Here is a 25,178-nt window from a genome sequence, read left to right on the forward strand (position 1 = left end):
GTGTATAACCGTAGAAACAATAGGTTATATATTGATAAAACATACCCAATAAAATACTGAATCAATAGCCTGATTGGTATGCATAGGTTAAATCTGGCATATTTTAGGGCAGGCTTAAATCAAACAAGAAATGAAAGCATACATTTTTCCCGGTCAAGGGGCTCAATTCGTAGGAATGGGTAAAGATTTATATGAAACTTCTGAAGAAGCTAAATCTTTATTTGAAAAAGCTAATGAAATATTAGGTTTTAGAATTACAGGCATTATGTTCTCTGGAACAGATGAAGACCTTAAACAAACAAAAGTTACCCAACCTGCTATATTTTTACATTCTGTAATACTGGCGAAGGTATTGGGTGGAGATTTTAAACCGGATATGGTTGCAGGGCACTCGTTAGGAGAGTTTTCTGCATTGGTAGCGGCAGGTGCTTTATCTTTTGAAGATGGTTTAAAACTGGTAGCCAAAAGAGCCAATGCTATGCAAAAAGCTTGTGAGATACAGCCATCAACCATGGCGGCGGTTCTGGGACTGGATGATTTTACCGTTGAAGATATTTGTCAGCGGGTAAGTGACGTTGTAGTGCCGGCTAATTATAATTGCCCGGGACAGTTGGTTATATCCGGAACTATAGAAGGAGTAGATAAAGCATGTGCTTTATTAACAGAAGCGGGTGCAAAAAGAGCGATTAAATTAAATGTAGGCGGTGCTTTCCACTCTCCTCTGATGGAAAGTGCAAGGGTAGAACTGGAAGCAGCTATTGTAGATACAGAGTTTAAATCGCCAATATGTCCAATCTATCAGAATATAGATGCAAAACCTTATACAGACGTAGCAGCTATTAAAGATAACCTGATAGCACAGTTAACCGGTTCTGTAAAGTGGACACAAACTGTACAAAAGATGATTGAGAACGGAGCAACTTCTTTTGTTGAGGTTGGGCCAGGAAATGTTTTACAGGGTCTGGTGAAAAAGGTAAATAGGGCTATGGAGACATCAGCAGCCTCTATTGCATAGCTAAAATGTAAATAAAAGGTATCGGGATGTTTATTCAAAAGCATCCCGATATTTTTTTGGCTTGAATTTTAACTACATTTAGCAATTATCAATACCTTAGTAGATAATACATATTTTAAGGTAGTGTGAAATACAACTATAAGATTATCAGTTATTTGCTATTTTTTTGATATTCCTGTCAAATGATGCGAAGATTATTTTTTGTGATATAGAACTTTATAAAGGCTATAAAACCGAGCTTGCAGTTGAAAACAACCACTAAAATACGATGGCTTTTATTACTGGTAACGATAGGGCTTTTTGCAACAGCCTTAACGGCCAGATGGGCATCAACAAGAGCCTTAAGGTTGGAAACATACGCTGAGAGCGTAACAACGGCGCTGAATAAAAAAGAAGCTTTTATTTACGATTATCTTAGAGATTCAGCGAAGTTTGAAAAATTAAAATCGTTAACCCTGGATGCTGATTATGCACTAAATACTATTGATTATTTCTCGTCACGGAATATCTACTTTCAAACTTTTACCAATAATAAGCTCACCTTTTGGTCTGATGAATGCGTTAGTGATAAATATGCGGTAAACCTGAAAGATGGCACCGGGTTTATAGGTTATAATAATGGGTGGTACCAGGTAGTGAAAAAGGGGAAAGGCTCCTTTTTTGTGGTTTTCTATGTGCTGGTAAAAGCTAATTACCCCTTCCAAAATCAATTTCTTAACCGGGAAACTGGAAATGATATTTTTGAAGATAGGGCTATCGATATAGCAGATGTTTCGGATAGTGATGTGGCCAATGTCAAAACAGTCGATGGAAAATATCTTTTTTCGATTAAAAAAGCAGATGAAGTAGACGAAAAAACAAGCTCAGAGGTAGAGGCCGTGTTTTGGTTTCTTGGCTTTTTATTCCTGATTACACTGATAAATAGTGTTTGTAAATACTATGCAGATAGTGGATATCCGTTAGCAGCATCCATGGTTCTGGTCGGGTGCTTTACTGCTATAAGATACTTTTGCCTGATTTCTAATTTTCCGGAAGCATTCTATAATCTAAAATTATTTAGCCCTTTGGTGTATGCCTCTAGCTATCTTTCTCCTTCTTTGGGCGATCTGGGAATTAATTTCTTTTTAGCATTATGGTGTGTGATTTTTATTTATAGCTATAAAAAAAACATATATAAACCTATTGGTAATAAATTATACGGTTATGTGGTAATGACCATATTTGCATTATTTATTATCTATATCTCTTATCAGCTATCGGATATATTTTGGGGACTTATCTATAACTCAAATATCAATTTTAAGGTTGCTAATATTATCAACTTAGATGTTTGGAGCCTGGTGTGGATTGTTATTTTATTAATGGCCCTGCTCTTTTATTATATTATAATTGAGTTTATTGTAGGCTATACTGTATATATACCACTGAGCTTTAAGAAGAAAATGGTGTTTTTGGCACTTGTCTTAATTGCTTTGAGTATTTATCAGATTGTATTTGGGGTTTATACTATTTATCCTTTATTGGTCTGTTTGCTTATTGCGGTGGTGGCTTTGGTTGTTTACCAGTATAAAGGTTTTGTTATATTTCCGGCTTTGGTTTTAATGACGCTTATTTTATCAACTATAGTATCGTTAAAACTCAATAACTATAAAGGGATTAAAGAAAGGGAATACCGTAAACTACTAGCCTTGAAACTAGAGTCGGCAGATGATCCTAAAAATATATTCCTCTTTAAGCATATCGAACAAAAAGCAGCAGATGATCATGTGTTACGAAATTACTTCGAAACACATAAAGAGGCTAAAGACATCAGGCGTTATATACAGGAAGAATACCTTAAAAATTACCTGAATAACTATGACGTAAAAGTATTACCCTTTGGTAGTGACGGAGAAGTTTTTGACCGTAAGGTTAAAGAAAGACTGGCAGACTATAGAGATCTGGTGGAGTCGGGGTCATTAAAAGTCTCAGAAAACTTTTATCGTGTATCAAACACCTTTGGTATCCAAAATTACTTTGCTATTATTCCTGTAAAGTCTTCTAATAAATTTACAGGTTATCTTATACTCGAGCTTAAGTACAGGCAGATAAAAGATTTTGGGAATTTCCCCCACCTCTTAAAAGATGGGAAGTATATAACTACGGATGATTATTCAGGTTATTCGTATGCCTATTATTATAATAATAAGCTGGTTTATCAGTCCGGGAGCTATATTTATAGCATATTATACAGCGAAACAAGTGTGTCTGATAAAAAAGAGTTTTCTGCGTTTAAAAAAGATGGGTATAGCCATTTAATTTATAAACCATCGTTGAGTAAGATTATTGTTGTAAGTAAAGAAATAGATACCTTTTGGAAAGAACTAGCTGCTTTATCGTTTTTCTTTATTATCATTCTTGTTTTTGGGATAATCCTGTTATCGTATAAGTGGGCGTGGCATTTAATTTCATCCTATCAATTTAGCTTAATCAACTTTAAGTTAAGACTACAGCTTTCCAGTAATAAAATACTTTATAAAACACGTATACAAATAGCGTTGGTGCTGGCCGTGGTTACATCCCTTATTATTGTGGGGTTAATTACATTCTCTTATGTTTCTATTCAGTATAAAGAACATCAGGAAGCTCTAATAAGAGAGAGGGTTAGAGCCATAACCAAGGCTTTTGAAAATCAGTTGGAAGAAAATGATATCAATCGCTTAGATCATGAAGATAAAATAGCAGGATTTAAAGAGTTGGTAAAACTTTACAATACTGATTTAACCTTGTACCATAATAACGGTGAGGTGCTGTATACTACACAACCCAAAATATACGAGTTAGGTATTATAGCTAACCGTATGAATCCTGTTGCGTTGATTAATATGAGCATGCGCCAAAAATCAGAATTTTTGCAGAACGAAAATATTGGCGGACTCAATTACGTATCGGCATATATGCCTATTGTAAATTCTTTTAATAATGTGGTTGGTTATTTGCAGCTGCCTTATTTTGCCAATGAAAACGAGTTTAACCAAAAAATAAGTAATTTCCTTAATCTGTTAATCAACATTTATGTGTTGGTATTTGTTGCCATTGGTTTCTTCGCATTTGTGGTGGCTAACCAGATTACCAGTCCATTAACCTTAATTCAGGACAGTATGTCCAGAACAAAAATAGGTCAAAAGAATAAACCTATCTATTGGCGGCGGAATGATGAAATAGGTAATTTAATTAGTGAGTATAATAAGATGATACTGGCTCTGGAAGATAGTGCAAATAAATTAGCAAGGTCTGAAAGGGAGATGGCCTGGAGAGAAATGGCAAAACAAGTGGCGCATGAGATTAAAAATCCATTGACACCTCTCCGTCTGGGAATACAGATGTTGGAAAGGTCCTGGAAAGAACAAGACCCGAATTTTGATTCCAAGTTTAAGAAATTTAGCCAGTCTTTTTTAGAACAGATAGACAGTTTAAGCCGTATAGCTTCTGAATTTTCCGATTTTGCAAAGATGCCCGATCTTAAGCTTGAAAAAATTGAGTTGGCAGAAGTATTGAATCAAGCAATACAGGTTTATAAGAATATGGATCATATTCAGATTTTTAGTAACGAAGAAAAAATAAAAGGCATTTATATAAAAGCAGACCGTGATCAGTTGTTAAGATCGTTTAATAACCTGTTAAAAAATGCTATAGAAGCTATTCCCGAAAATAAAGATGGAATAGTTACTATTCATTGCAGTGTAGAAGGCAATCATGTGGAAATAAAATTTGAAGACAATGGAATGGGGATACCAGAAGACTTGCAGATTAAGATTTTTACACCCAACTTTACTACAAAAAGCTCGGGAACAGGATTAGGTTTGGCCTTCGTAAAACAGGCAGTCGTAAATATTGGAGGAAATATCTATTTTACAACTACATTTAATGAAGGAACAACGTTCCATATTTCGTTGCCTGTAGCCAATTAGATGAAGCATAGAATCTTTGTTGCAAGTGTCATAATTGTATTGGGACTGTTTAGTTTAGCAGCTTTGGCCCAAATAAAAGGTAATTATCACCAGAAGACAATTGCTGTGAAAGACTCTTTGGTTATAGATACCCTTAGTATTATTCCCCAAACTTTCGGGATTTATGAAGGAGATGTATTGTTAGATACGTCCCGGTATCGTTTAGATCTGGTTCGGGCTTTATTGACTTGGAGAAATAAACCCAAAGCAGATTCATTAACCATTAGATACCGGACTTTTCCTGCGCTCCTTTCCCAGCAATCTTTTCATAAAAGTAAATCTATTATCGGCTTTGAGGTTATAGGAAATAAAGGCATGCCTTCTACAGAGCTTCCTATGAAAGAAAGTACGCTTTTTAATTTTCAGGGGATAGATAAAAGCGGGAGTATTTCCAGAAGTATAGGGTTTGGTAATAATCAGGATTTATCTGTAAACTCCAATATGGTATTGCAGCTGTCGGGAAAATTGAGCGAAGAAATAGATCTTCTGGCTGTTATATCCGATGATAATATACCCATACAGCCCGATGGTAATACTCAACAAATCAATGATTTTGATAAGGTGTTTATCCAGTTGAAAAGAAAAGATGCAACTTTAATTGTGGGTGATTATGAGTTGAAAAGACCCGATAGCTATTTTATGAATTACTTTAAACGCACACAAGGAGTTTATGTGGGCAATGAGTTTAAAGATAAAAATAACTATAAGTATACTACAAAGGTTGCTGCTGCGGTATCAAAAGGGCGGTCGGCAAGAAACCAGTTTATTGGAGAGGAAGGAAATCAGGGGCCTTATCGTTTAACAGGAAATAGTGGCGAGCAGTATATTATTGTACTCTCCGGGACCGAACGTGTATTTATTGACGGTGAATTACTGCTAAGAGGCCAGGATAATGACTATGTGATAGATTATAATAGTGCAGAAATTACTTTTACCGCCAAAAGGATGATTACGCGAAACTCGCGGATTTCTATAGAGTTTGAATACTCTGATAAAATGTACGGAAGAAGTCTCTATTCTGTAGAGCAGCGTTTTCAAAGCAAACGTTTAGAGTTAGGATTTAACTTTTATTCGGAGCAGGATAACCCTAATAGGCCTATTTTACAAACTATATCAGATGAACAAAAAGAAATTCTTAAGCAGATTGGAAATAATATAGACCAGGCTTTGGTACCCAATGTAGATTCCGTTGCATTTAATGACAATGAGGTACTTTACAAAAAAGTAGATACGCTAGGGCTTTCGGCAGTGTATGTTCATTCAAACAGCCCGCAAGAAGCAAAATATAGAGTAGGATTTAGCTATGTAGGTAAAAACAAAGGAAACTACATAACGGACGCAAATAATGTGACCAACGGTAGGGTTTACAAGTTTGTTGCTCCAATAGGAGGAGAACCACAAGGAGATTACGAACCTTTAACTCTATTAATAACACCTAAAAAGCAACAATTAGCCACTTTGAACGCCAATTATCAGGTAGCAAAAAATGCAAATCTTTTTACAGAATTTGCCATAAGCAATAACGATCCTAATCTTTTTTCAGAAATAGGGAATAAAGAAAATCAAGGTATGGCCTATAAGTTAGGCTATCAGCAAAAAAATATTCTGTCTAAAAACAAATCGGGTACATTGCAGTTAAATACCCAGGTCAATTATGAGTATGCGGATAGTAAATTTGTGGCGATAGAAAGATATAGACCTGTAGAATTTGATCGTGATTTTAATTATAGAGGAACTACTATAAGAAAGAGTGATGAACATTGGGTTTCTATGTTTCTACAGCTTAAAAAAGACGATGATAAGCAGGTGGATTATAAGCTGAGTACTTTTATCCGTACGTTAGATTATACAGGTTGGCAACATGCTTTTAACGGTAAATACACTTTTAAAGGATTCCGTTTAGTTTATCAGGGAAGCTTTTTGAATTCGGATCAGGACTCCTTGAAAGGGCAATTTTCTCGTCAACGTGTAGATCTGAGCAAAAAATGGAGACAATTTGTGTTGGGAACCGAAGTACAGGAAGAAAATAATAAGACCCGAAATGTGCAGGATAATAAGCTCAGTTTACAATCTTTTTATTTCCGACAGTTTGACTATTACCTCAAAACAGAGGGAGAGTCTAAGAATACATCTTTTCAGCTAAATTATATTTCTCGCTTAGATCAGTCGCCTCAGGAGTTTTTTCTTACAGACTATACGCATTCATCAACCTACTCCGGCAAGCTGGATATGAATAAAAGAGGGAAGTCGCCACTTTCCGTTACAGCCAGCTACAGAACAGTAAGTTATTTACAACAGGATACTATTTCTCGAGATGAAGAGACACTTTTATCCAGAATAGACTATAACCTTAATCTGTTTAAAGGTTTTCTGAATTTACAGTCTTTTTACGAACTGGGGACAGGTCAGGAGCCCAGAAGAGAATACATTTACCTTGAAGTACCTGCAGGGCAGGGAGCGTATGCATGGAAAGATTATAATAATAACGGAATAAAGGAACTTAACGAATTTGAAATTGCAAAATTCCCGGATGAGGCAAGGTACATTCGGGTGTATAGGTCAACCAATGACTTTATACGGTCAAACTTTTCCAATATTAATCAAACCCTGCGCTTGGATCCGGCTATTTATCTAAAAGGTAAGCAAGGTTTTTACGGTTTTCTTTCAAAGTTCTCTTCTGTATCGGTATTAAGGATTAATAAAAAAGTTTTGGCAGGAGAATCTGGTTTAATCCTTAATCCTTATCAAACCAATATAGATGCTGATAATCTTGTTTCTCTAAATTCTTTTCTGAGAAATACTTTGTTTTTTAACAGAATGAATCCCAGATGGGGTTTGGAATTAAATATGCAGAGTAATTCGGCGAAATCTATGCTGACGAATGGTTTCGATTCCAGAAATACAACAGAACAGGGTTTTAGATTCAGATGGAGTTTTGTACAAAAGAGTAATTTCTCTATGGAGCTAAAGACGGGAGATAAAAATTTACGTTCTGAGTTGTTTTCTAATAAAAATTACCAGATCCATTTTATTGAAATGAGACCTGAGTTTGGTTACCAGTTTAATCAAAACTGTAAACTTACATTGAATGGAGGGCTTAAGTCTCAAAAAAACAGTGCGATTTATGGAGGCGAAAATGTTACTAATTTAAATATAGGATCAGAAATTCGCTATAATTTGTTAGGTAAGGGTACATTGGTCTCTCAGCTCAACTTTATAAATAACAATTTTAAGGGGTCTAATAATACCGCTATATCCTACGAACTTTTAGATGGTTTACAGCCCGGAAGTAATATGACCTGGACAGCAAGTTTCCAGAGGGTAATATCTAACGGTATACAACTTAATTTTAATTATGAGGGGCGTAAATCTAATGAGATTAAAATGATCCATACAGGAGGTATACAGGTTAGGGCATTTTTCTAGAAAAACAAAAGGCCTTCAAACGGGGAGAATGAAGGCCTTTTTACTAACCAATTATAAACCTATCACAAATATAGCTCAAAATGCTAGTTCATTAAAGTGTCTTAACATTTTTTAACATTTTTAAGAAGTTTTGTGATTTTAGCTTTTTTAAAAAAAAGCCCTGAGACATAATACCTAAGGGCTTTAAGTATTATAATTGGTTAGTTTAATAACTAAAGATACAACAATTTCTTAACACGTCAATAGTAAAAATGAAAAAATATTGACAATACAGGGTTGATATTCAGTGTTTTCGCACACAACGTAATAAATAATAAACAACTGTTTAGCAGTGATTTAAAAAAGACTGTTACCCTAAGGCTTAAAACTTGAAAACATTATTAGGGGTAATGCACATATTTAATCTGATGTCGAATTTATCGCAAATAATATCTTCTTCCAGTGGGCCAAATAAAGATAAGCCTACTTTTAAAGCCTCTTTTTTACATTGTGTCAGAAAACGATCGTAAAACCCTCCTCCGTAACCAATTCGATGGCCTTTAAGATCAAAAGCTAATAAAGGAACAAAAATAACATCAATGCTTTCTGGCTTTATTTTTTTGCCAAAAACAGGTTCAGGAATTCCGTACTTGTTTTTTTGGAGTATAGAATGTTCATAATCAAACAGGATATGCTGCATAGAACACTGTTTAAAGTTGGTTCTAGGTACTACAATTTCTATGTTAGGATATTGTTCCCTAAAGAAAGAGATGATTTCAAAAGTATCTACTTCGTTGTTTTCTGTGATAGGTAAAAATAAATGAACGTAATGGTATCTGCTCCAATCTATTTCTTTAATCTTGTCCAGAATGGAATCATTAAAGGCCCAATAATCTTTTTTCGGAAGGTTTTTTCTTTCGGTAAGTTTCTGTAAACGTATATCTTGTTTCACAATCAGCTCTGTGTGCGGGTCTAATATAAAAAAAATCGATTAAAAAAAAACGGTTTCAGCTTCAGACGAAGCGAAACCGTTTATCAACCTAAACCTAAAACTTAAATATGAAAAATTAACTTTTTACTCGTTCAATATAAGCTCCTGTAGCAGTATCAACCTTTACTTTATCGCCTTGGTTGATAAATAAAGGAACTCTTATTTCAACTCCTGTTTCTACAGTAGCCATTTTTTGTGCATTTGTAGAAGTATCTCCTTTTACCGCTGGTTCGGTATAGGTAATTTCCAGTTCTACAGAGTGCGGCGCTTGTGCCATTATTGGCTCTTCACTTTCAAAGGCAACAATAACATTCATTCCTTCCTTTAAGAAACGGGCAGACGCACCAAACAAGTGTTTTGGTATGTTATATTGCTCGAAAGTATTGTTGTCCATGACTACGAAGAAATCTCCGTCATCATATAAATATTGATAATCGTTGGTTTCAACACGACAAATTTCTACCTCCTCATCAGTTCTGAAACGATACTCCACCAGTTTTCCGGTTTTTACATTTCTCATTCTAGCCTGATAGAAAGCTCTTAAGTTGCCAGGTGTACGGTGAATGAACTCTTCTACAGAGACTAATTCTCCATTGAATCTTAGTACGTTACCATTTTTTATTTCCGATGCCTTTGCCATAAAATTTCTTTTATTTGGGAGCGCAAAGTTAATGTTTTTTTGCCAAAAGACCAAACAGGTCTTTAAAGTTTAAAGACAAGAAAAAGCAGGACTAACCTTTATTTGTAATCGGCTATTTTTAGTTGATTTTCGCAGAAGTTATATTCTACTTCCTGATTAGAGCACACAATAAGTAAACGCCCTCTGGTATAATCCGTTATAAGTTGCTGATACCATTCTATTCCCTGTTGGTCTAAGTTAGAACAGGGCTCGTCTAGAAATAATACCGTTGTTTCAGATAAAACAGCAAGAGCCAGTTTTACTCGCTGTTTCATTCCGGAAGAATAGTACTTTATTTGTTTGTTTTTGTTGTTCTGCATTCCCAGTAACTTAATAACGTCGTCCTGGCAAATGTTATTCAAAGGTTTTTTGAATTTAAAATGAAAATCGATAGCTTCTGTAAGGGTGAAATCCTCTATCAATTCCAGATAAGGTGCTGCAATAGCAATATGGGCGAAAACTTTTTCGATATCTATCGAGGTCGATTTTTCGGCATCAATAAAAGATATTTTTCCGGAAGAAGGAGCTAAAGAACCACTTAGAATATGTAATAAGGTAGATTTACCAGAACCATTTATCCCTAAGATGGCATAAGATTTACCGGTATGGAAATGATAATTGATATCTTTAAAAATCCATTCCCTGTTAAATCTTCTGCCAACATTTTCTAGGATAATGTCCATGTTTTAAGAATTACCAAAGCCTTTCATAACACCTCTGTTAGAGTTTCTGATGAAATTAATAATCTCATCACGTTCCTCAGTAGGTTTAAATTCAGCTTCAATAATATCAAGAGCTTTGGTAACGTTGTTATGATTTACAAAAAGTACTCTGTATATATCCTGTATTTCGTTTATTTTTTCAGACGTATAGCCCCTTCTTCTCAGCCCAACAGAGTTTATCCCTGCGTAAGAAAGAGGTTCTCTTGCTGCTTTTACGTAAGGAGGTATATCTTTTCTTACCAATGAACCGCCAGTAACAAAAGCATGCGATCCAACTTTAACAAATTGATGTATAGCTACCATTCCGGCCAGTACAACATGGTCACCAATGGTAATATGGCCAGCAAGTGTAGTTCCGTTAGAGAAAATACAATAGTCGCCCACTTCACAATCATGTGCCACGTGACAATAGGCCATGATTAGGCAATTGCGGCCTACTTTGGTTTCCCATCGATCGTTGGTGCCTCTGTTTATGGTTACATACTCTCTAATGGTTGTATTATCCCCAATAATGGCGTAAGTTTCTTCTCCAGCATATTTTAAATCCTGTGGAATGGCAGAAATTACAGCACCCGGAAATATCTTACAGTTTTTTCCGATTCTGGCACCGTCCATGATGGTTACGTTTGAACCAATCCATGTTCCTTCCCCAATTTCCACATCTTTATGGATTACCGCAAAAGGATCAATAATCACACTGTCGGCAATTTTTGCCTGCGGGTGTATGTATGCTAAGGGTTGTATCATTTAATTTTTAGCTTTCTTTTACTTTAGTTATTTGTGCCATCATTTCTGCTTCAACTACGATGGTTTCTCCAATCATTCCAACACCTTTCATTTGTGCAATACCTCTTCTCATGGGCTCTATCAGATCACATCTGAATACCAGGCTATCTCCCGGATTTACCTGTGCTCTGAAACGAACTTTGTCTATTTTTAGAAAATAAGTCAGGTAATTTTCTGGATCAGGGACAGTGCTTAAAACCAATATTCCACCTGTTTGTGCCATAGCTTCTATCTGGATAACACCAGGGAAAACCGGAGCTCCGGGAAAATGACCTTCAAAAAAATATTCGTTCATCGTAACGTTCTTTACACCCACTACGTAAGTTTTTGTCAATTCGATAATCTTATCGATAAATAAAAACGGAGGTCTATGAGGGAGGATGCTCATAATCTTCGTTACGTCGTAAAGAGGCTTGGTTGCCGGGTCGTAAACGTTGATTGATTTCTTTCTTTTATCTTTTTTAATTGCCGCTTTTATTTTCTTGGCAAAAGCAACGTTTGCCGCATGTCCTGGTCTGGCAGCCATAATGTGTCCTTTTAATGGAACACCGATTAGGGCTAAGTCCCCAATCATATCCAGTAGTTTATGACGGGCAGGCTCGTTTTGATAACGAAGCTCTATATTGTTAAGTACGCCTTCTTTAGCAACCTTTATTTCTTCTCTTTTAAATGCCTTGGCAAGTTCTCTTAATTCTGCTTCTTCCACCTCGTGGTCAACAATAACGATAGCATTGTTAATGTCACCACCTTTAATAAGATTGTGCTTTAACAGCATTTCCAGCTCGTGTAAGAAAACAAAAGTTCTGCTGGAGGCAATGTGTTCTTTAAAGTCGCCTATAGAAGTTATGGTTGCATGTTGACTTCCTAAAACAGGAGAGTTGTAATCTACCATACAGGTAAAACGATAATCGTCCTGATGCGGCATGGCTACCATCTCTACGTTTCTGTCTTCTTCAGAATAATTGATGTTATGCGGAATATAATAATATTCTCTTTCAGCCTGTTGTTCTTTGCAGCCTACAGATTCCAGTGCTTTAACAAATTCAATAGCACTTCCGTCCAGTATAGGTACCTCTATGCCGTTTAGTTCTATGAGTACGTTGTCTATCTCACATCCTACTAAAGCAGCTAAAACGTGTTCTGTGGTACTTACGCTGGCGCCATTTTGTGAAATGGTGGTGCTTCTGGAAGTATCAGTAACATTATCAACGTCTGCTTCAATAATCGGTTCTCCCGGTAAATCAGTCCTTTTAAATTTATAGCCGTAGTTTTCAGGGGCCGGTTTAAAAGTTAAAGTAACCTGCGCTCCGGTATGTAAACCAACACCCGACACACTAACTTCTGATTTAATCGTTCTCTGTTTTGGATTCATAAGATTTTGTTTTTTAGTCGAGCCCCTTCAATTGCTGTATGGCTTTTTGTAATTCATCAAGTTTTCTTTCCATTTCTGGTAGACGTTGAATTACAACCTGTGCTCTCATATAATTATGGTAGGTGGTAGCTGGTGCTCCGCCCCATTTTTTATCTTCTTCTTCAATAGATTTATTGATTCCTGATTTTGCCTGTACCTGAGTGCCTTTGGCCAGGGATATGTGTCCAACTATACCAACTTGTCCGCCAATAATGCAGTTCTCTCCAATTTTAGAACTACCAGAAACTCCCGTTTGTGAGGCAATTACTGTGTTTGCGCCAACTTCAGCATTATGGGCAATCTGAATAAGGTTGTCCAATTTTACACCCTTTCTGATGATAGTAGAACCCATAGTGGCCCGGTCTATACAAGTATTGGCCCCTACTTCCACATTTTGTTCAATAATCACATTTCCAATCTGGCTTATTTTGTTGTAAGAACCATCAGCTTGTGGTGCAAAACCAAAGCCATCGCTACCAATTACAGCATTGGAATGTATAATTGTATTGTCGCCAATAATACAGTCATGATAAACCTTTACACCAGAGAAAAAAGTGCAGGAAGTCCCCACCTGAGCATTGTCGCCAATATAAACATTAGGGTATATTTTAGAACCCTTGCCTATAGTGGCACCAGCGCCTATATAGGAAAAGGCTCCTATATAAACATCGTCAGCAACTTTTGCATCGGGGTGTATAAAAGAAGGCTGTTCAATCCCTGTTTTATTAAGCTTAATGGTGTTGTACATCTCCAAAAGCACAGAAAAGCTGGAATAAGCATTTTCTACCCGTATAAGGGTAGGCTTTACCGGCTCGGTAATTTCTAAATCTCCATTTACAATAACTACAGACGCATTTGTAGTATATAAAAAAGATTCATATTTAGGATTGGCCAAAAAGGATAGACATCCTTGTTCGGCTTCTTCAATCTTTGCTAACTTGAAGACTACAACATCTGGGTCACCTTCTATGGTTCCCTGAAGTAGTGTACTAACCTCTTTTGCGGTAAATTGCATCTGGCAAAATTAACTGATAATATTAAATGAACAAATTGTTGGATTAAAATAGCAATAAGAAGCTATATTTTTAGATAACATAAGAAGTTTTTAGTTACCTCAATTGATAAAGCTTCGAGACTGGAAGTGTCCGAAACCACCGTTATATCCTCTATATTGCCGTTTTTTCTTAAAATATCGATACTTCCACTACCTGCACTGTAAGCACGGTTGTTAATAGTGTCCGTAAAAATAAAATAAGAAGATTCGTGCTCGCTAATACCTAATTTATTGATGATGTTATGTTTTATAAGGTTAATTCGCTCCACATCCGGCACCTCATTGCTTATTTCCACCTTAAAAAGTTTACGGGTTACCAGTAACTGACACAATGTGCTTAATATCTTGTCGGGATGGTGTTGCCAAACCTTAATAGCTCCCATAATATCGTGATCGTCCAGTTCAGCAAAAAAAGCCAGATGTTGACTGTCTGCTGTGAATTCATCACCATTAATGTCTTGATACAGAAAATGTTTAAGCGCTGGAGAAGCAAATAAATCTGTGCCCTGTTTAGCTAATTCGCCTGCTCTTTTCAGTATTTTTACCAAAAGCTGTTCGCCTGCAATAACTGTTTTATGCAAATATACCTGCCAGTACATTAACCTTCTGGCAATCAGGAATTTTTCTACAGAATAAATACCCTTTTCTTCTACGACCAGATTGCCATCCTTTACATTTAAAAGTTTAATAATCCTGTCAGAGCTAACCGTACCTTCAGAAACCCCGCTGAAAAAACTATCTCGGTTAAGGTAATCTAGTCGGTCAAGATCTAACTGACCAGAAATAAGCTGAGACAAATATTTTTTATGATACTGATTGTTGAATATTTTTAGTGCCAGATCTAACTTTCCGTTAAACTCCTTGTTAAGGTTGCTCATAAATAGACGACTTATCTTTTCATGAGCAATACCTTTCACCAAACTATGCTCCAGAGAATGCGAAAAAGGACCGTGTCCAATGTCATGTAATAAAATAGCAATACAGGCAGCTTCTGCTTCTTCTGCCGAAATTTCATGACCTTTGTCCTGTAAATGTTCTATAGCTAGTTGCATCAGGTGCATAGCACCCAGAGCGTGATGAAATCTGGTATGCAAAGATCCGGGGTATACCAGGTGTGTCATGCCCACCTGTTTAATGTATCTAAGTCGTTGAAAATAGGGATGTTCTATTAAATCAAAAATTAATGTGGTCTTGATACTAATAAAACCATATACCGGATCGTTAATTATTTTGTGCTTATTCAATACAAAAAGTTTATAAGGCACAAATTTTGTTATTTTTATTGACGCAGTAAAATCTGCTGAAGTTTATTGTTAATTATTACAAATTTTTGAACGTATGCAAAGAGCCAACATATTATGGGCCGATGATGAGATAGATCTGCTGAAACCACACCTTATTTTTTTGAACGAAAAAGGATACAACGTAGAAACGGCAACCAATGGCAACGATGCACTGGATATATTTAACGCAAAAGACTTTGACCTGGTGTTTCTGGATGAAAATATGCCCGGATTGACAGGACTGGAAACATTAACCGCAATTAAAAACTCAAATCCGGATATTCCTGTGGTAATGATTACCAAAAGCGAAGAAGAATACCTGATGGAAGATGCTATTGGTGCTACTATAGATGATTACCTGATTAAACCGGTAAATCCGAAACAAATTTTGCTCACGATAAAAAAACTGATAGACAACAAAAGGTTAATCAGCGAGAAAACCTCTATGGCCTATCAGCAGGATTTCAGAAGTCTGGGAATGATATTGAACGACAATCTGGATTATAAAGAATGGGTAGATGTTTACAAAAAGCTGGTCTTTTGGGAGCTTAAGCTGGAGAAGCTGGAAGATGAAGGCATGCATGAAATTTTGACCATGCAAAAGGCAGAAGCTAATGCTCAGTTTTCTAAATTTATAGAGAAAAATTATACCTCGTGGATTGCTAATCAGGATAAAGAAGATACACCCGTTTTTTCACATCAGCTATTCAAGAAAAAGGTATTCCCTACCTTAACAGATAATATTCCTACTTTCTTTATTTTGATAGATAACCTTCGGTACGATCAATGGAAGATTATTAATCCTATCATTAGTGAATACTTTAGGTTAGAAAATGAAGAAATTTACATGAGCATTTTGCCAACGGCAACCCAGTATGCCAGAAATGCTATTTTCTCTGGACTAATGCCTTTAGATATGGAAAGCAGATTTCCTACACTTTGGCAAAACGATGAGGATGAAGGAGGCAAAAACCTTTATGAAGAAGAATTTCTTACAGATCAGGTTAAGAGGTTACTCAGAAAAGATATCAAATTCTCCTATCATAAAATACTAAGTCAAGATCAGGGGAAAGACCTCAACGATATGCTTCCAAATCTGATAGATAACGATCTGAATGTAATTGTATACAACTTTGTAGACATGTTGTCACATGCCAGAACAGATATGCAAATGATTAAAGAGCTGGCTAATGATGACGCAGCCTACAGGTCGATAACATTGAGTTGGTTTGAGCATTCGCCCCTACTGGATTTAATTAAGAAACTTTCGCAAAAGAAAGTAAGAATTATGGTGACTACAGACCATGGAACCATTAGGGTGAAAAAACCAAGCAAAGTAATCGGGGATAGAAACACCAATACTAACTTGAGGTATAAGCAGGGGAAAAACCTTGCATTTACGGCAAAAGAAGTGTTTCATGTTAAAAACCCACACGATATTAAATTGCCGAAACTGCATGTAAGCTCCAGTTTTATATTTGCCAAAGAAGATAGCTATTTCGTTTACCAAAACAATTACAATCAGTTTGTTAATTATTATAACGAAACCTTTCAGCATGGTGGTATTTCCATGGAAGAGATGATAATTCCTTTTGTAACCTATAAGAACAAATAAACAGAAACTTTTATTTTTACAGTATGCAAATAGAAGTCGTCAATACAGGAGAGTTAGCGCAAGCGGCACAAAAAATTCTTTCTTTCGCCAGCGGAGAAAGAATTTTTGTTTTTTATGGTGATATGGGCGCAGGGAAAACCACATTAATCAATGCGTTATGCAAACAATTAGCAGTAGAAGATCAAACATCAAGTCCAACATTTTCTATTGTTAACGAATATAAAACTCCGCAACATACCATTTATCATTTTGATTTTTACCGTATAAGAAATCAGGTAGAGGCTTATGATCTGGGTTACGAAGATTATTTTTATTCTGGCGATTATTGCTTTATCGAATGGCCAGAAAGAATACCAGACCTGTTGCCAGATAATTACATAGAAGTGTTTATAGATGTTATAGACGGTGAAAAAAGGAGTATACGTTTAAAAAAAATAGCCTGATAATATTCAGCCTCCAAAGATCAGAAGATACTTTTAAAAGTATACCCCTGTGAAATCTGAAAATTAGCTTTTATTTACACGTTAATTATTATCTTTATTAGCATAGATGTAAAGGTGTTTGATAATGAGTCGAATATTAATAAGTGGCTTTGCCGAAATAGCTAAACAGGCCATGTACCAGCCGCAGGAAGCACTCGAAAAAATAAAAAAGTCAAGTAAGAATTTGTTTATAGGTCTCCCTAAAGAAACTTCTTTTCAGGAAAAACGGATTGCCCTTACCCCGTTATCCGTAGCCCTGTTGGTAAATAATGGTCATCAGGTAGTCATAGAAGCTGGTGCCGGTGCGGCTGCAAACTTTACAGATAACGACTACTCTGAACAGGGAGCACAGATTATCCACGATAAAAAGGAAATTTATAAAGCCGATATAATCCTAAAAGTAGCCCCTCCGGTCAAAGAAGATATAGAAATGATGAAACCTCATCAGATCATATTTTCTGCCCTGCATACCGCCACCCTTAAAGAAGAAGATATCAAATCAATGATGGAAAAAAGAATTACCGCCATTGCTTTTGAATACCTGAGAGATGACGGAAATGTGCTGAGTGTAGTAAGGGCAATGAGCGAGATTGTAGGAGCCACATCTGTATTGATAGCAGCCGAATATCTGAGCAATGTATTTGGAGGGAAAGGGTTAATGCTGGGAGGAGTAACAGGCGTACCACCAACAGAAATTGTAATTATTGGAGCAGGTACAGTGGGCGAGTATGCGGTAAGAACAGCGCTTAGTTTAGGAGCAATTGTAAAAGTATTTGATTCATCACTATACCGATTAAGAAGACTACAGAACAATATAGGAACACATATTTATACTTCCGTATTGCAGCCTATTGTGTTAGAAAAAGCATTGCGAAACTGTGATGTGGCTATTGGAGCCCTGCGTTCAGTAGAAGGCAGAAGCCCTTGTGTAGTTAGTGAAGAAATGGTGTCCCGGATGAAGCCACATTCTGTAGTTATAGATGTAAGTATAGATCAGGGCGGTTGTTTTGAAACATCAGAAGTTACCAATCATAACAATCCCGTATTCAGGAAATACGATGTACTGCATTATTGTGTGCCTAATATTGCATCCAGGGTAAGCCGTACGGCAACTTATGCCCTTACCAATATTTTTACACCTATATTAATAGATATCGGAGAGCTGGGAGGCTTAAATAATCTGATCTGGCAAAAACAAGGAATTAGAAATGCTGTTTATATTTATCAGGGAGCAATAACCAATAAATATCTGGCAGAAAGATTTAGTCTCAACTATAAAGATCTTAACTTGCTGGCCATAGCAAACAGATAGAAATATGAAAAACAAGATAGTTGTTAGGTTAAAAGAGATACTCAATATACTTATCAATAGTTTTAATGCCTTTATGGATGATAAAGGGTTAAAACTTAGTGCAGCACTGTCTTACTATACCATTTTTTCTTTAGGGCCTATGCTCTTGGTGCTGTTATCATTAGCCGGTATTTTTTATCAGGAAGAAGCTATAGAAGGTAAAGTGTTTACAGAGATCATAGGGTTTGTTGGCCCCGAAGCTGCCGGTCTTATACAGTCTGTATTGTCTAATCTGGCCCTGTCCGGAAAAAGTAATATCGCTATTATAACAGGTATAGTAACGTTGGTTTTAGGAGCTACAGGGGTTTTTATAGAAATACAGGATTCCATAAATATGATCTGGAAAGTTAAAGCTACTCCAGAAAAAGGGTGGCTTAAATTAATTATCAATAGAGTTCTTTCTCTGTCGATGATTGCTACACTGGGGTTTTTATTGATAGTATCTTTAATAGTAAACAGCATGGTAACCATGTTCAGTTCATTCCTGAGTAATTTTGTACCAGAAGAAACACTATTCCTTTTTGATTATGCCAATGTAGGTGTAACCTTCCTGGTTCTGGTAATTTTATTTGGTATTGTTTATAAAGTGCTTCCAGACGCCACTATAAAATGGCGTAATGTTGTTTCAGGAGCTATATTTACTTCATTGCTATTTATGTTAGGTAAATACCTTATCGGTTTGTATATAGGTTATGCTTCTGTAGGGTCAGTATACGGTGCGGCCGGAACAATTGTAGTTATTGCGGTATGGGTGTACTATTCAGCAGCCATTCTGTTTTTTGGGGCAGAGTTTACAAAAGCCTATGCAGAAGCTAAAGGAGAGAATATACAACCCTCAAAACATGCTGTGGCTATAGATATAGAAGTTTTCCCCGTAAAGAAAGAATAAACTTGAAAAAGTTGCTACTTTAAAGTGTTTTCTATTTCAGATATCTTTTTATTCCAATACAACTCCATTTCTTCCCTTTAGGCATTATCCTGGAGTTTTTTCTGATGAAAACGGATAGTTGCTCTATCCTGATTACCTATAACCCGAATCTGAAGAGTGGATGAGTTTTTCTATTCCTCTTTTTTCCAGCTCATCCGTATAAGAGAATAGGGATTTAAAGTGTTGATTAACCATTCAACCCCCTCCTGGTTTTTATTTATGCCGCTTGATGTTATATTTTCAGGAAATAAGCCCCGTAGAGAACAATCTGTTGTAATAGCAGAGCTAACAAGAATACCATTAGAGTAATTATGTCGAATATTTTTCAGGATAAGCAGTTGCAAAAAATAGAAAAATAAAAAATTACATCATTTTATTCAAAAAATAATTCAGGTTTTTCTTAAATTTATTAGACAATATAAACCAGATACAATGAGCAGTTCATCACAAAAAACAGCAAAAATAATCTATTGGGTAACCACTATTTTATTGGCATTATTTATTTTACCGGGTATTTTCTTTCTTAATAGCCCAATGGCATTAGAAGGAGTCAGGCATCTGGGAATACCAGAATGGCTAAGGTACGAAGTAGGGATAGGGTCTTTTATCGGAGGATTAATTATCCTTCTTCCGGTTTGGTCACGTTTAAAAGAATGGGCCTATGTAGCCCTTGGTATTGTTTACATATCTGCCTTTATAGGACATTTATCTATAGATGGTTTGCAGGCAGTAACATTTCAGGCATTATTAATGCTGGTTATTCTGTTACTATCCTATTGCTATTGGCATAAGCTTAATACCCCTCGTTAATTAAGTTCAGTACAGGTAATATTTTACTCTTTAACCGTTCCATATCAGTTACGTTATTGTTTAAAAAAGAGAAAGCATACTTCTTTCCAGATTTAGCTATAATATAACCACTTAGGTTAAATGTATTGAGTAAATGACTTTCCTGAACATATATAGATGGTGTTTTTTTAGTAAAAAAGCTCAATAAAGTCTGTTCCTCTTTTGTGACAGACTTTAACTGACTTAAACAGGAAACTATTGTTAATGGACTGGCCAGATTTAAAGGAGATAAACCACTTCCGTCTTTCCATTGCAGTTTATCAGTAGAAAAATTAAAATGCTTGGTGGCCAGGCTAATTCCTGTTTCCGTATCCATTTTCTGTCCCAGAACAGTAGAAAAGTTTAGTAAAAGATGTTCGCCAATCAGGCTGTCATCATCTTTAAGCAGACTCTTAAAGGCGGTATTGCAAGACGTGTTAAAAGCTGTTTTTACATCCTCACCCATCTTTCTGTCAGAAATACTATATACTGAGGTAGTTGCATAACCACTAGCCAGAATAGTATCGGTTAACAAACCCTCCTTAATAGAGTTTGAAAAAACAATAGGTATTTTCTGCTTAAACCCTCCAGGTAAGTTGGTAGGTATTTCAAGATTATTATTATCTATAGCCCTTAATATGTGTTTGCCATTATATTTTTGGTTTTCTGCATAATAAAGAGCCTCCAGATCAGGAAAGGCATTAGCTTTTCCGTTAATAAGGCTATAACTCACAACATTGCCATATATAGGAAAATCCGTTATCTCTGTCTGAAAACCTGCATTATAATTATCCCAGGACCAACCCTTTCCGTATTTATTGCCAGAATAACCTCCGGATACCAGATAAATATTCTTTCCAGAGTTTTTTAGTTTATCAAAAGCAGGTTGTTTTTTGAAATTTGGATGTAAGAAAGTAGGGTCGGCCATTGGCCAGATAATCAAAGAATCACCACTAATGGTATACTTAAAAGAAGCAATAGAATCTTTTAATATTTGTAAGCCACCCAACAAGGTGAAAAGTTTGGTGTTAGAGCCCGCAACAAAAGACTTATCACCGTTAAATTCATAAACGATCGTATTATTATCAAGATCTTTTAGCGCAAAACCAGCTAAAAACTCTTTATCTATTTCACCTAATTCAGTTTCCAGTCGATTATTCGGGGTGTTTTTTTTCTTTTTCTGTGCAAAGCAGGGCGTTAACAAAAACAATAAACACGATAAGCTTAAAACTTTAATCATAACAGGTAGTATGTGGTAAAGAATAAAAATTCATTTGTGGCAAAAAACAAAATTAGTAACAATAGTTTTAATATAACTTATTTGTTATAATTATAACATCGTCCAAATAAAAACAAGCAGAGGCAATAAAAATATTAAATTAGGGCGCCAACAAAATATTATCAATATGAATGTATCTTGTCGAAGACTAATTTCTTATTCCCTGGTAACCGTTTTAGCGTTTAGCTTGTTCTCATGCAAGGCAAAAAAGAAAAAAGCAGAAGCACAAAAAAAGCAGCAAGCCCAGGCTATTGTTATTCCTCCTTCTCCAAAGCCCAAAAGTGGTGCCATAAAATCTTTTACAGAAGTTATTACCGCAAAGGCAAAAAAAGATCAGGGTTTATTTGATGTATACTCTTTAGACGATAAGTATTATTACGATATCCCCGATAGTTTGCTGGGGAGAGAAATGCTGTCTGTAACAAGATACGCCAAAGTACCCACCAAAGAAGGAACTTATGGCGGCGAAGCCGTAAATACACAGGTATGGGTTTGGGAAAAAATGGGTAAAAAAATACTGTTGAAAGTACCTTCCTATGTAAACGTGGCTGATAAAGATTCGGATATGTACGAATCCGTGAAAAACTCCAATCTTTCGCCCATATTAGCATCTTTTGATATTAAATCTTATGGAAAAGACTCAACATCATGGGTAATAGATGTAACCGATTTTTTTGGGAAAGATGTTGCTGCTTTAGGTTTACCACAATCCGAAAAAACAAGTTATAAAGTGCAAAGATTAGACGAATCCCGGTCATATATAGATACCGTAAAATCTTTTCCAATCAATATAGAAGTCAGAACATCCAAAACATATTTTGCAAGCGCCCCTCCGGGCGATGCGTCGCTGGGTTCGGTAACCATAGAATTTAATACTTCTATGCTTTTATTGCCTAAAGAGCCTATGAAACCACGTCTTTACGATGCCCGTGTAGGCTTTTTCTCTCAGGGACAAACAGATTATGGGTTAGATGCACAAAAAGCCACTACCACACGCTATGTGAGAAGATGGCGCTTAGAGCCTAAAGATCCGGAGGCCTATAAACGAGGTGAATTGGTAGAGCCCAAAAAACAGATTATTTTCTATATAGACCCGGCTACACCAAAAAAATGGAGACCCTATCTTATACAAGGAGTAAAAGATTGGAATATAGCCTTTGAAGCTGCAGGATTTAAAAATGCCATTACCTGTTTAGAAGCGCCGGCAGACGACCCGAATTGGTCTGCCGAAGATGCCAGGTATTCGGTAATCAGGTATTTTGCCTCCAGAATCCCCAATGCATACGGGCCTCATGTGGCCGACCCCCGCTCCGGGGAAATAGTAGAATCGCATATTGGTTGGTATCATAATGTGATGAATCTGTTGCGTAATTGGTTTTTAGTGCAAACAGCAGCCGTAAATCCCGATGCAAGAGCTACAAAATTTAAAGATGAAGTGATGGGCGAGTTAATCCGTTTTGTCTCTTCGCATGAAGTAGGACATACTTTAGGCTTAGCCCATAATTTTGGGTCAAGTTATGCCTATCCTGTCGATTCGTTGCGGTCTGCATCCTTTACCCATAAAATGGGTGGAACAGCACCTTCAATTATGGATTATGCCCGATTTAACTATATTGCCCAGCCAGAAGATAAAGGTGTTTTATTGTTTCCGGGAATAGGACCATACGATAAATGGGCTATAAAATGGGCATATACCTGGTTTGATGAAAAAGAGTCGGTAAATGATATTGCGCTAAAGCTTAATGAATGGACGAAAGAAAAGGTTAAAGACCCCATTTATTTTTACGGAAAACAAACCCGGACATTTATAGATCCCCGTTCACAGTCAGAAGACTTAGGAGACGATGCCGTAAAAGCATCTACTTACGGTATAGCTAATCTGAAACGCATATTGCCCAATATAGAAAAATGGACTTACGAAGAAGCGCAACCTTATGATAACCTATCTGAAGTATATCAGGAAGTTATTACCCAGTTTAGCAGGTATATGGGACATGTGAGGGCAAGTGTAGGCGGGATATATGAGACTCCCAAAACCTATGATCAACCAGGGAAGACCTTCGAATATGTAGAACGCGAGAAGCAAAAACGCTCCTTGCAATTTATAAATGAACAAGCATTTAAAACACCACTTTGGCTTATTGATAACCAACAAGCAGGGAAAATAGGATATGCAGAAATTAGCGATGCACTAAAAACGGCACAGGCAAATGTGCTTTCAGGATTGCTTGAAGCAGGTCGTTTAGCCCGAATATTAGATAATACCACCAATAACGCCAATAGAGCCTACCGTATTGATGAATATTTCAACGATTTGAGGACCGGGGTGTGGACAGAATTATCTGCAGGAGGAAATATGGATACTTATCGGAGAAGTCTGCAAAGAGTTTATATCAACAGGTTAGAGCAGCTTTTAAAAATGGTACCAGCAGCTGCAAGTACCCGGGTAGATGTCTATACTTCCGATGTCAGGCCGCTTGCCCGAGAAGAACTTAAACTTTTACAAACTAAAATAAAAGCTGCGGTACCAAGATACAGTGACCAGGTTGTAAAAGCACACTTAAATGATGCTTTAGCCCGTATAGATTTAATCCTGAATCCAAGATAATTGAAGTAGTATACTATTCAAGAAAAATACAGATAATGATTGAAAACAAAGGACTTTGCCGGGTAAGTGATAACACTTTATGCTGATTGTATTGTCGCTATTATGGCTAAAGTCCTTTCTTTTTTAGAATATTAGAATAAGCCATAAAAAGGATTAACAGCCTCTATGTGATGTTGTGTTAATCAAAATATTCCTGTGTTTTTCTTGTAAAGGAGAATGTTTTTTCATTTTTATTTTAATGGAATTATGGTTAAATTGACTTTTTAATAAATAGAGAGATCCTTTCTCTGAGAAGTGCCTTCCAAAAGTCTATCAAAGTTTGCTAAAGTCTGTAAAAGTCCGCAGAACTCCGTTTATGCTATACTATCGCTCCATCTATGCTCCACTCACGCCCCTATATTTCTTCGGAAAAGAGGCTGTTTTTCTGAAGAAGCCTCGAAGAGATCTACAAGACTCCGTAAAACTTTACAACTCCTATGTATGACTTGAGTTTAAATGTTTATCTGGTAATTTTTTGACTATGACTTCGTTCTGTTTTCTTGAGGTATAGGTACTACTAATTCTTCAATAATATGCCTTTTCTCGTTCAAAACCGTCTGTACCGTCCCGAAAAAATCACAGTCTATTTGATAATCTTCATCGATTTAGAGGCGCTGTGTTAAGTAAACGGCAATGGCATTGAGTCAAGAGTAATACAAATATTTCGGACTGAGTCCTTGGTTTTTAAAGGGTATTTCAGTCATCCTTTGGAA

General features: G+C 36.3%; 17 protein-coding genes. 9 read left to right on the top strand and 8 right to left on the bottom strand.

Features of this window, described 5'->3' with window-relative positions; all coding sequences use genetic code 11:
* Positions 1 to 130 precede the first annotated feature (130 nt).
* From fabD to ACFSAH_RS08565, 3 genes are all read left to right on the top strand, one after another.
* The gene (gene fabD, locus ACFSAH_RS08555; protein ID WP_379662303.1) at positions 131 to 1,015 is read left to right on the top strand and encodes an ACP S-malonyltransferase; all 885 of its coding nucleotides are present in this window, start codon (positions 131 to 133) and stop codon (positions 1,013 to 1,015) included.
* A gap of 245 nt (positions 1,016 to 1,260) precedes the next feature.
* Positions 1,261 to 4,965 (top strand): ATP-binding protein, encoded by a 3,705-nt coding sequence (locus ACFSAH_RS08560; RefSeq protein ID WP_379662304.1) that lies wholly within the window; start codon positions 1,261 to 1,263, stop codon positions 4,963 to 4,965.
* The gene (locus tag ACFSAH_RS08565; protein ID WP_379662305.1) at positions 4,966 to 8,430 is read left to right on the top strand and encodes a hypothetical protein; all 3,465 of its coding nucleotides are present in this window, start codon (positions 4,966 to 4,968) and stop codon (positions 8,428 to 8,430) included.
* Between the two features lie 361 nt (positions 8,431 to 8,791).
* On the opposite strand, the gene ACFSAH_RS08570 is transcribed toward ACFSAH_RS08565, so the two are convergent.
* The 7 genes from ACFSAH_RS08570 to ACFSAH_RS08600 all read right to left on the bottom strand — a co-directional run bounded on the left by ACFSAH_RS08570 (position 8,792) and on the right by ACFSAH_RS08600 (position 15,296).
* Complete coding sequence (locus ACFSAH_RS08570; RefSeq protein ID WP_379662306.1) at positions 8,792 to 9,361, bottom strand: 5-formyltetrahydrofolate cyclo-ligase; 570 nt, start codon at positions 9,359 to 9,361, stop codon at positions 8,792 to 8,794.
* Between the two features lie 115 nt (positions 9,362 to 9,476).
* Positions 9,477 to 10,040 carry an elongation factor P gene (gene efp, locus ACFSAH_RS08575; RefSeq protein ID WP_379662307.1) on the bottom strand — a complete coding sequence of 188 codons (564 nt, stop codon included), beginning with the start codon at positions 10,038 to 10,040 and terminating at the stop codon, positions 9,477 to 9,479.
* A gap of 98 nt (positions 10,041 to 10,138) precedes the next feature.
* Entirely contained in the window at positions 10,139 to 10,762 is a 624-nt protein-coding gene (locus tag ACFSAH_RS08580) for an ABC transporter ATP-binding protein (protein ID WP_379662308.1), read from the bottom strand.
* 3 nt (positions 10,763 to 10,765) lie between these two features.
* Positions 10,766 to 11,548 (bottom strand): acyl-ACP--UDP-N-acetylglucosamine O-acyltransferase, encoded by a 783-nt coding sequence (lpxA, locus tag ACFSAH_RS08585; RefSeq protein WP_379662309.1) that lies wholly within the window; start codon positions 11,546 to 11,548, stop codon positions 10,766 to 10,768.
* Between the two features lie 7 nt (positions 11,549 to 11,555).
* Positions 11,556 to 12,959, bottom strand: a complete 1,404-nt coding sequence (locus ACFSAH_RS08590; RefSeq protein WP_379662310.1) for a bifunctional UDP-3-O-[3-hydroxymyristoyl] N-acetylglucosamine deacetylase/3-hydroxyacyl-ACP dehydratase — start codon at positions 12,957 to 12,959, stop codon at positions 11,556 to 11,558.
* A 13-nt stretch (positions 12,960 to 12,972) separates the two neighbouring features.
* Positions 12,973 to 14,013, bottom strand: coding sequence for a UDP-3-O-(3-hydroxymyristoyl)glucosamine N-acyltransferase (gene lpxD, locus ACFSAH_RS08595; RefSeq protein WP_379662311.1), 1,041 nt, complete (start codon positions 14,011 to 14,013; stop codon positions 12,973 to 12,975).
* A gap of 62 nt (positions 14,014 to 14,075) precedes the next feature.
* A complete protein-coding gene (locus ACFSAH_RS08600; protein WP_379662312.1) occupies positions 14,076 to 15,296 on the bottom strand; it encodes an HD domain-containing protein in 1,221 nt (406 codons plus the stop codon).
* A gap of 94 nt (positions 15,297 to 15,390) precedes the next feature.
* On the opposite strand from ACFSAH_RS08600, the gene porX reads away from it, so the two are divergent.
* The 5 genes from porX to ACFSAH_RS08625 all read left to right on the top strand — a co-directional run bounded on the left by porX (position 15,391) and on the right by ACFSAH_RS08625 (position 20,521).
* The gene (gene porX / locus ACFSAH_RS08605; protein WP_379662313.1) at positions 15,391 to 16,950 is read left to right on the top strand and encodes a T9SS response regulator signal transducer PorX; all 1,560 of its coding nucleotides are present in this window, start codon (positions 15,391 to 15,393) and stop codon (positions 16,948 to 16,950) included.
* Positions 16,951 to 16,973: 23 nt separating this feature from the next.
* Positions 16,974 to 17,393: a tRNA (adenosine(37)-N6)-threonylcarbamoyltransferase complex ATPase subunit type 1 TsaE gene (gene tsaE, locus ACFSAH_RS08610; protein ID WP_379662314.1), complete on the top strand. Its 420-nt coding sequence runs from the start codon at positions 16,974 to 16,976 to the stop codon at positions 17,391 to 17,393.
* Positions 17,394 to 17,517: 124 nt separating this feature from the next.
* Positions 17,518 to 18,744 carry an alanine dehydrogenase gene (locus ACFSAH_RS08615; RefSeq protein WP_379662315.1) on the top strand — a complete coding sequence of 409 codons (1,227 nt, stop codon included), beginning with the start codon at positions 17,518 to 17,520 and terminating at the stop codon, positions 18,742 to 18,744.
* Between the two features lie 4 nt (positions 18,745 to 18,748).
* Positions 18,749 to 19,672, top strand: coding sequence for a YihY/virulence factor BrkB family protein (locus ACFSAH_RS08620; protein WP_379662316.1), 924 nt, complete (start codon positions 18,749 to 18,751; stop codon positions 19,670 to 19,672).
* A gap of 471 nt (positions 19,673 to 20,143) precedes the next feature.
* Positions 20,144 to 20,521 carry a DoxX family protein gene (locus tag ACFSAH_RS08625; RefSeq protein WP_379662317.1) on the top strand — a complete coding sequence of 126 codons (378 nt, stop codon included), beginning with the start codon at positions 20,144 to 20,146 and terminating at the stop codon, positions 20,519 to 20,521.
* Here the strand turns inward: ACFSAH_RS08625 and ACFSAH_RS08630 are convergent.
* Entirely contained in the window at positions 20,505 to 21,779 is a 1,275-nt protein-coding gene (locus tag ACFSAH_RS08630) for a D-alanyl-D-alanine carboxypeptidase (protein WP_379662318.1), read from the bottom strand. The two genes, ACFSAH_RS08625 and ACFSAH_RS08630, sit on opposite strands and share 17 nt — an antisense overlap.
* A gap of 166 nt (positions 21,780 to 21,945) precedes the next feature.
* On the opposite strand from ACFSAH_RS08630, the gene ACFSAH_RS08635 reads away from it, so the two are divergent.
* Complete coding sequence (locus ACFSAH_RS08635; RefSeq protein WP_379662319.1) at positions 21,946 to 24,426, top strand: zinc-dependent metalloprotease; 2,481 nt, start codon at positions 21,946 to 21,948, stop codon at positions 24,424 to 24,426.
* The last annotated feature ends 752 nt before the right edge of the window (positions 24,427 to 25,178 follow it).

Source organism: Pseudopedobacter beijingensis, from assembly GCF_042678145.1.
GTDB lineage: Bacteria > Bacteroidota > Bacteroidia > Sphingobacteriales > Sphingobacteriaceae > Pseudopedobacter > Pseudopedobacter beijingensis.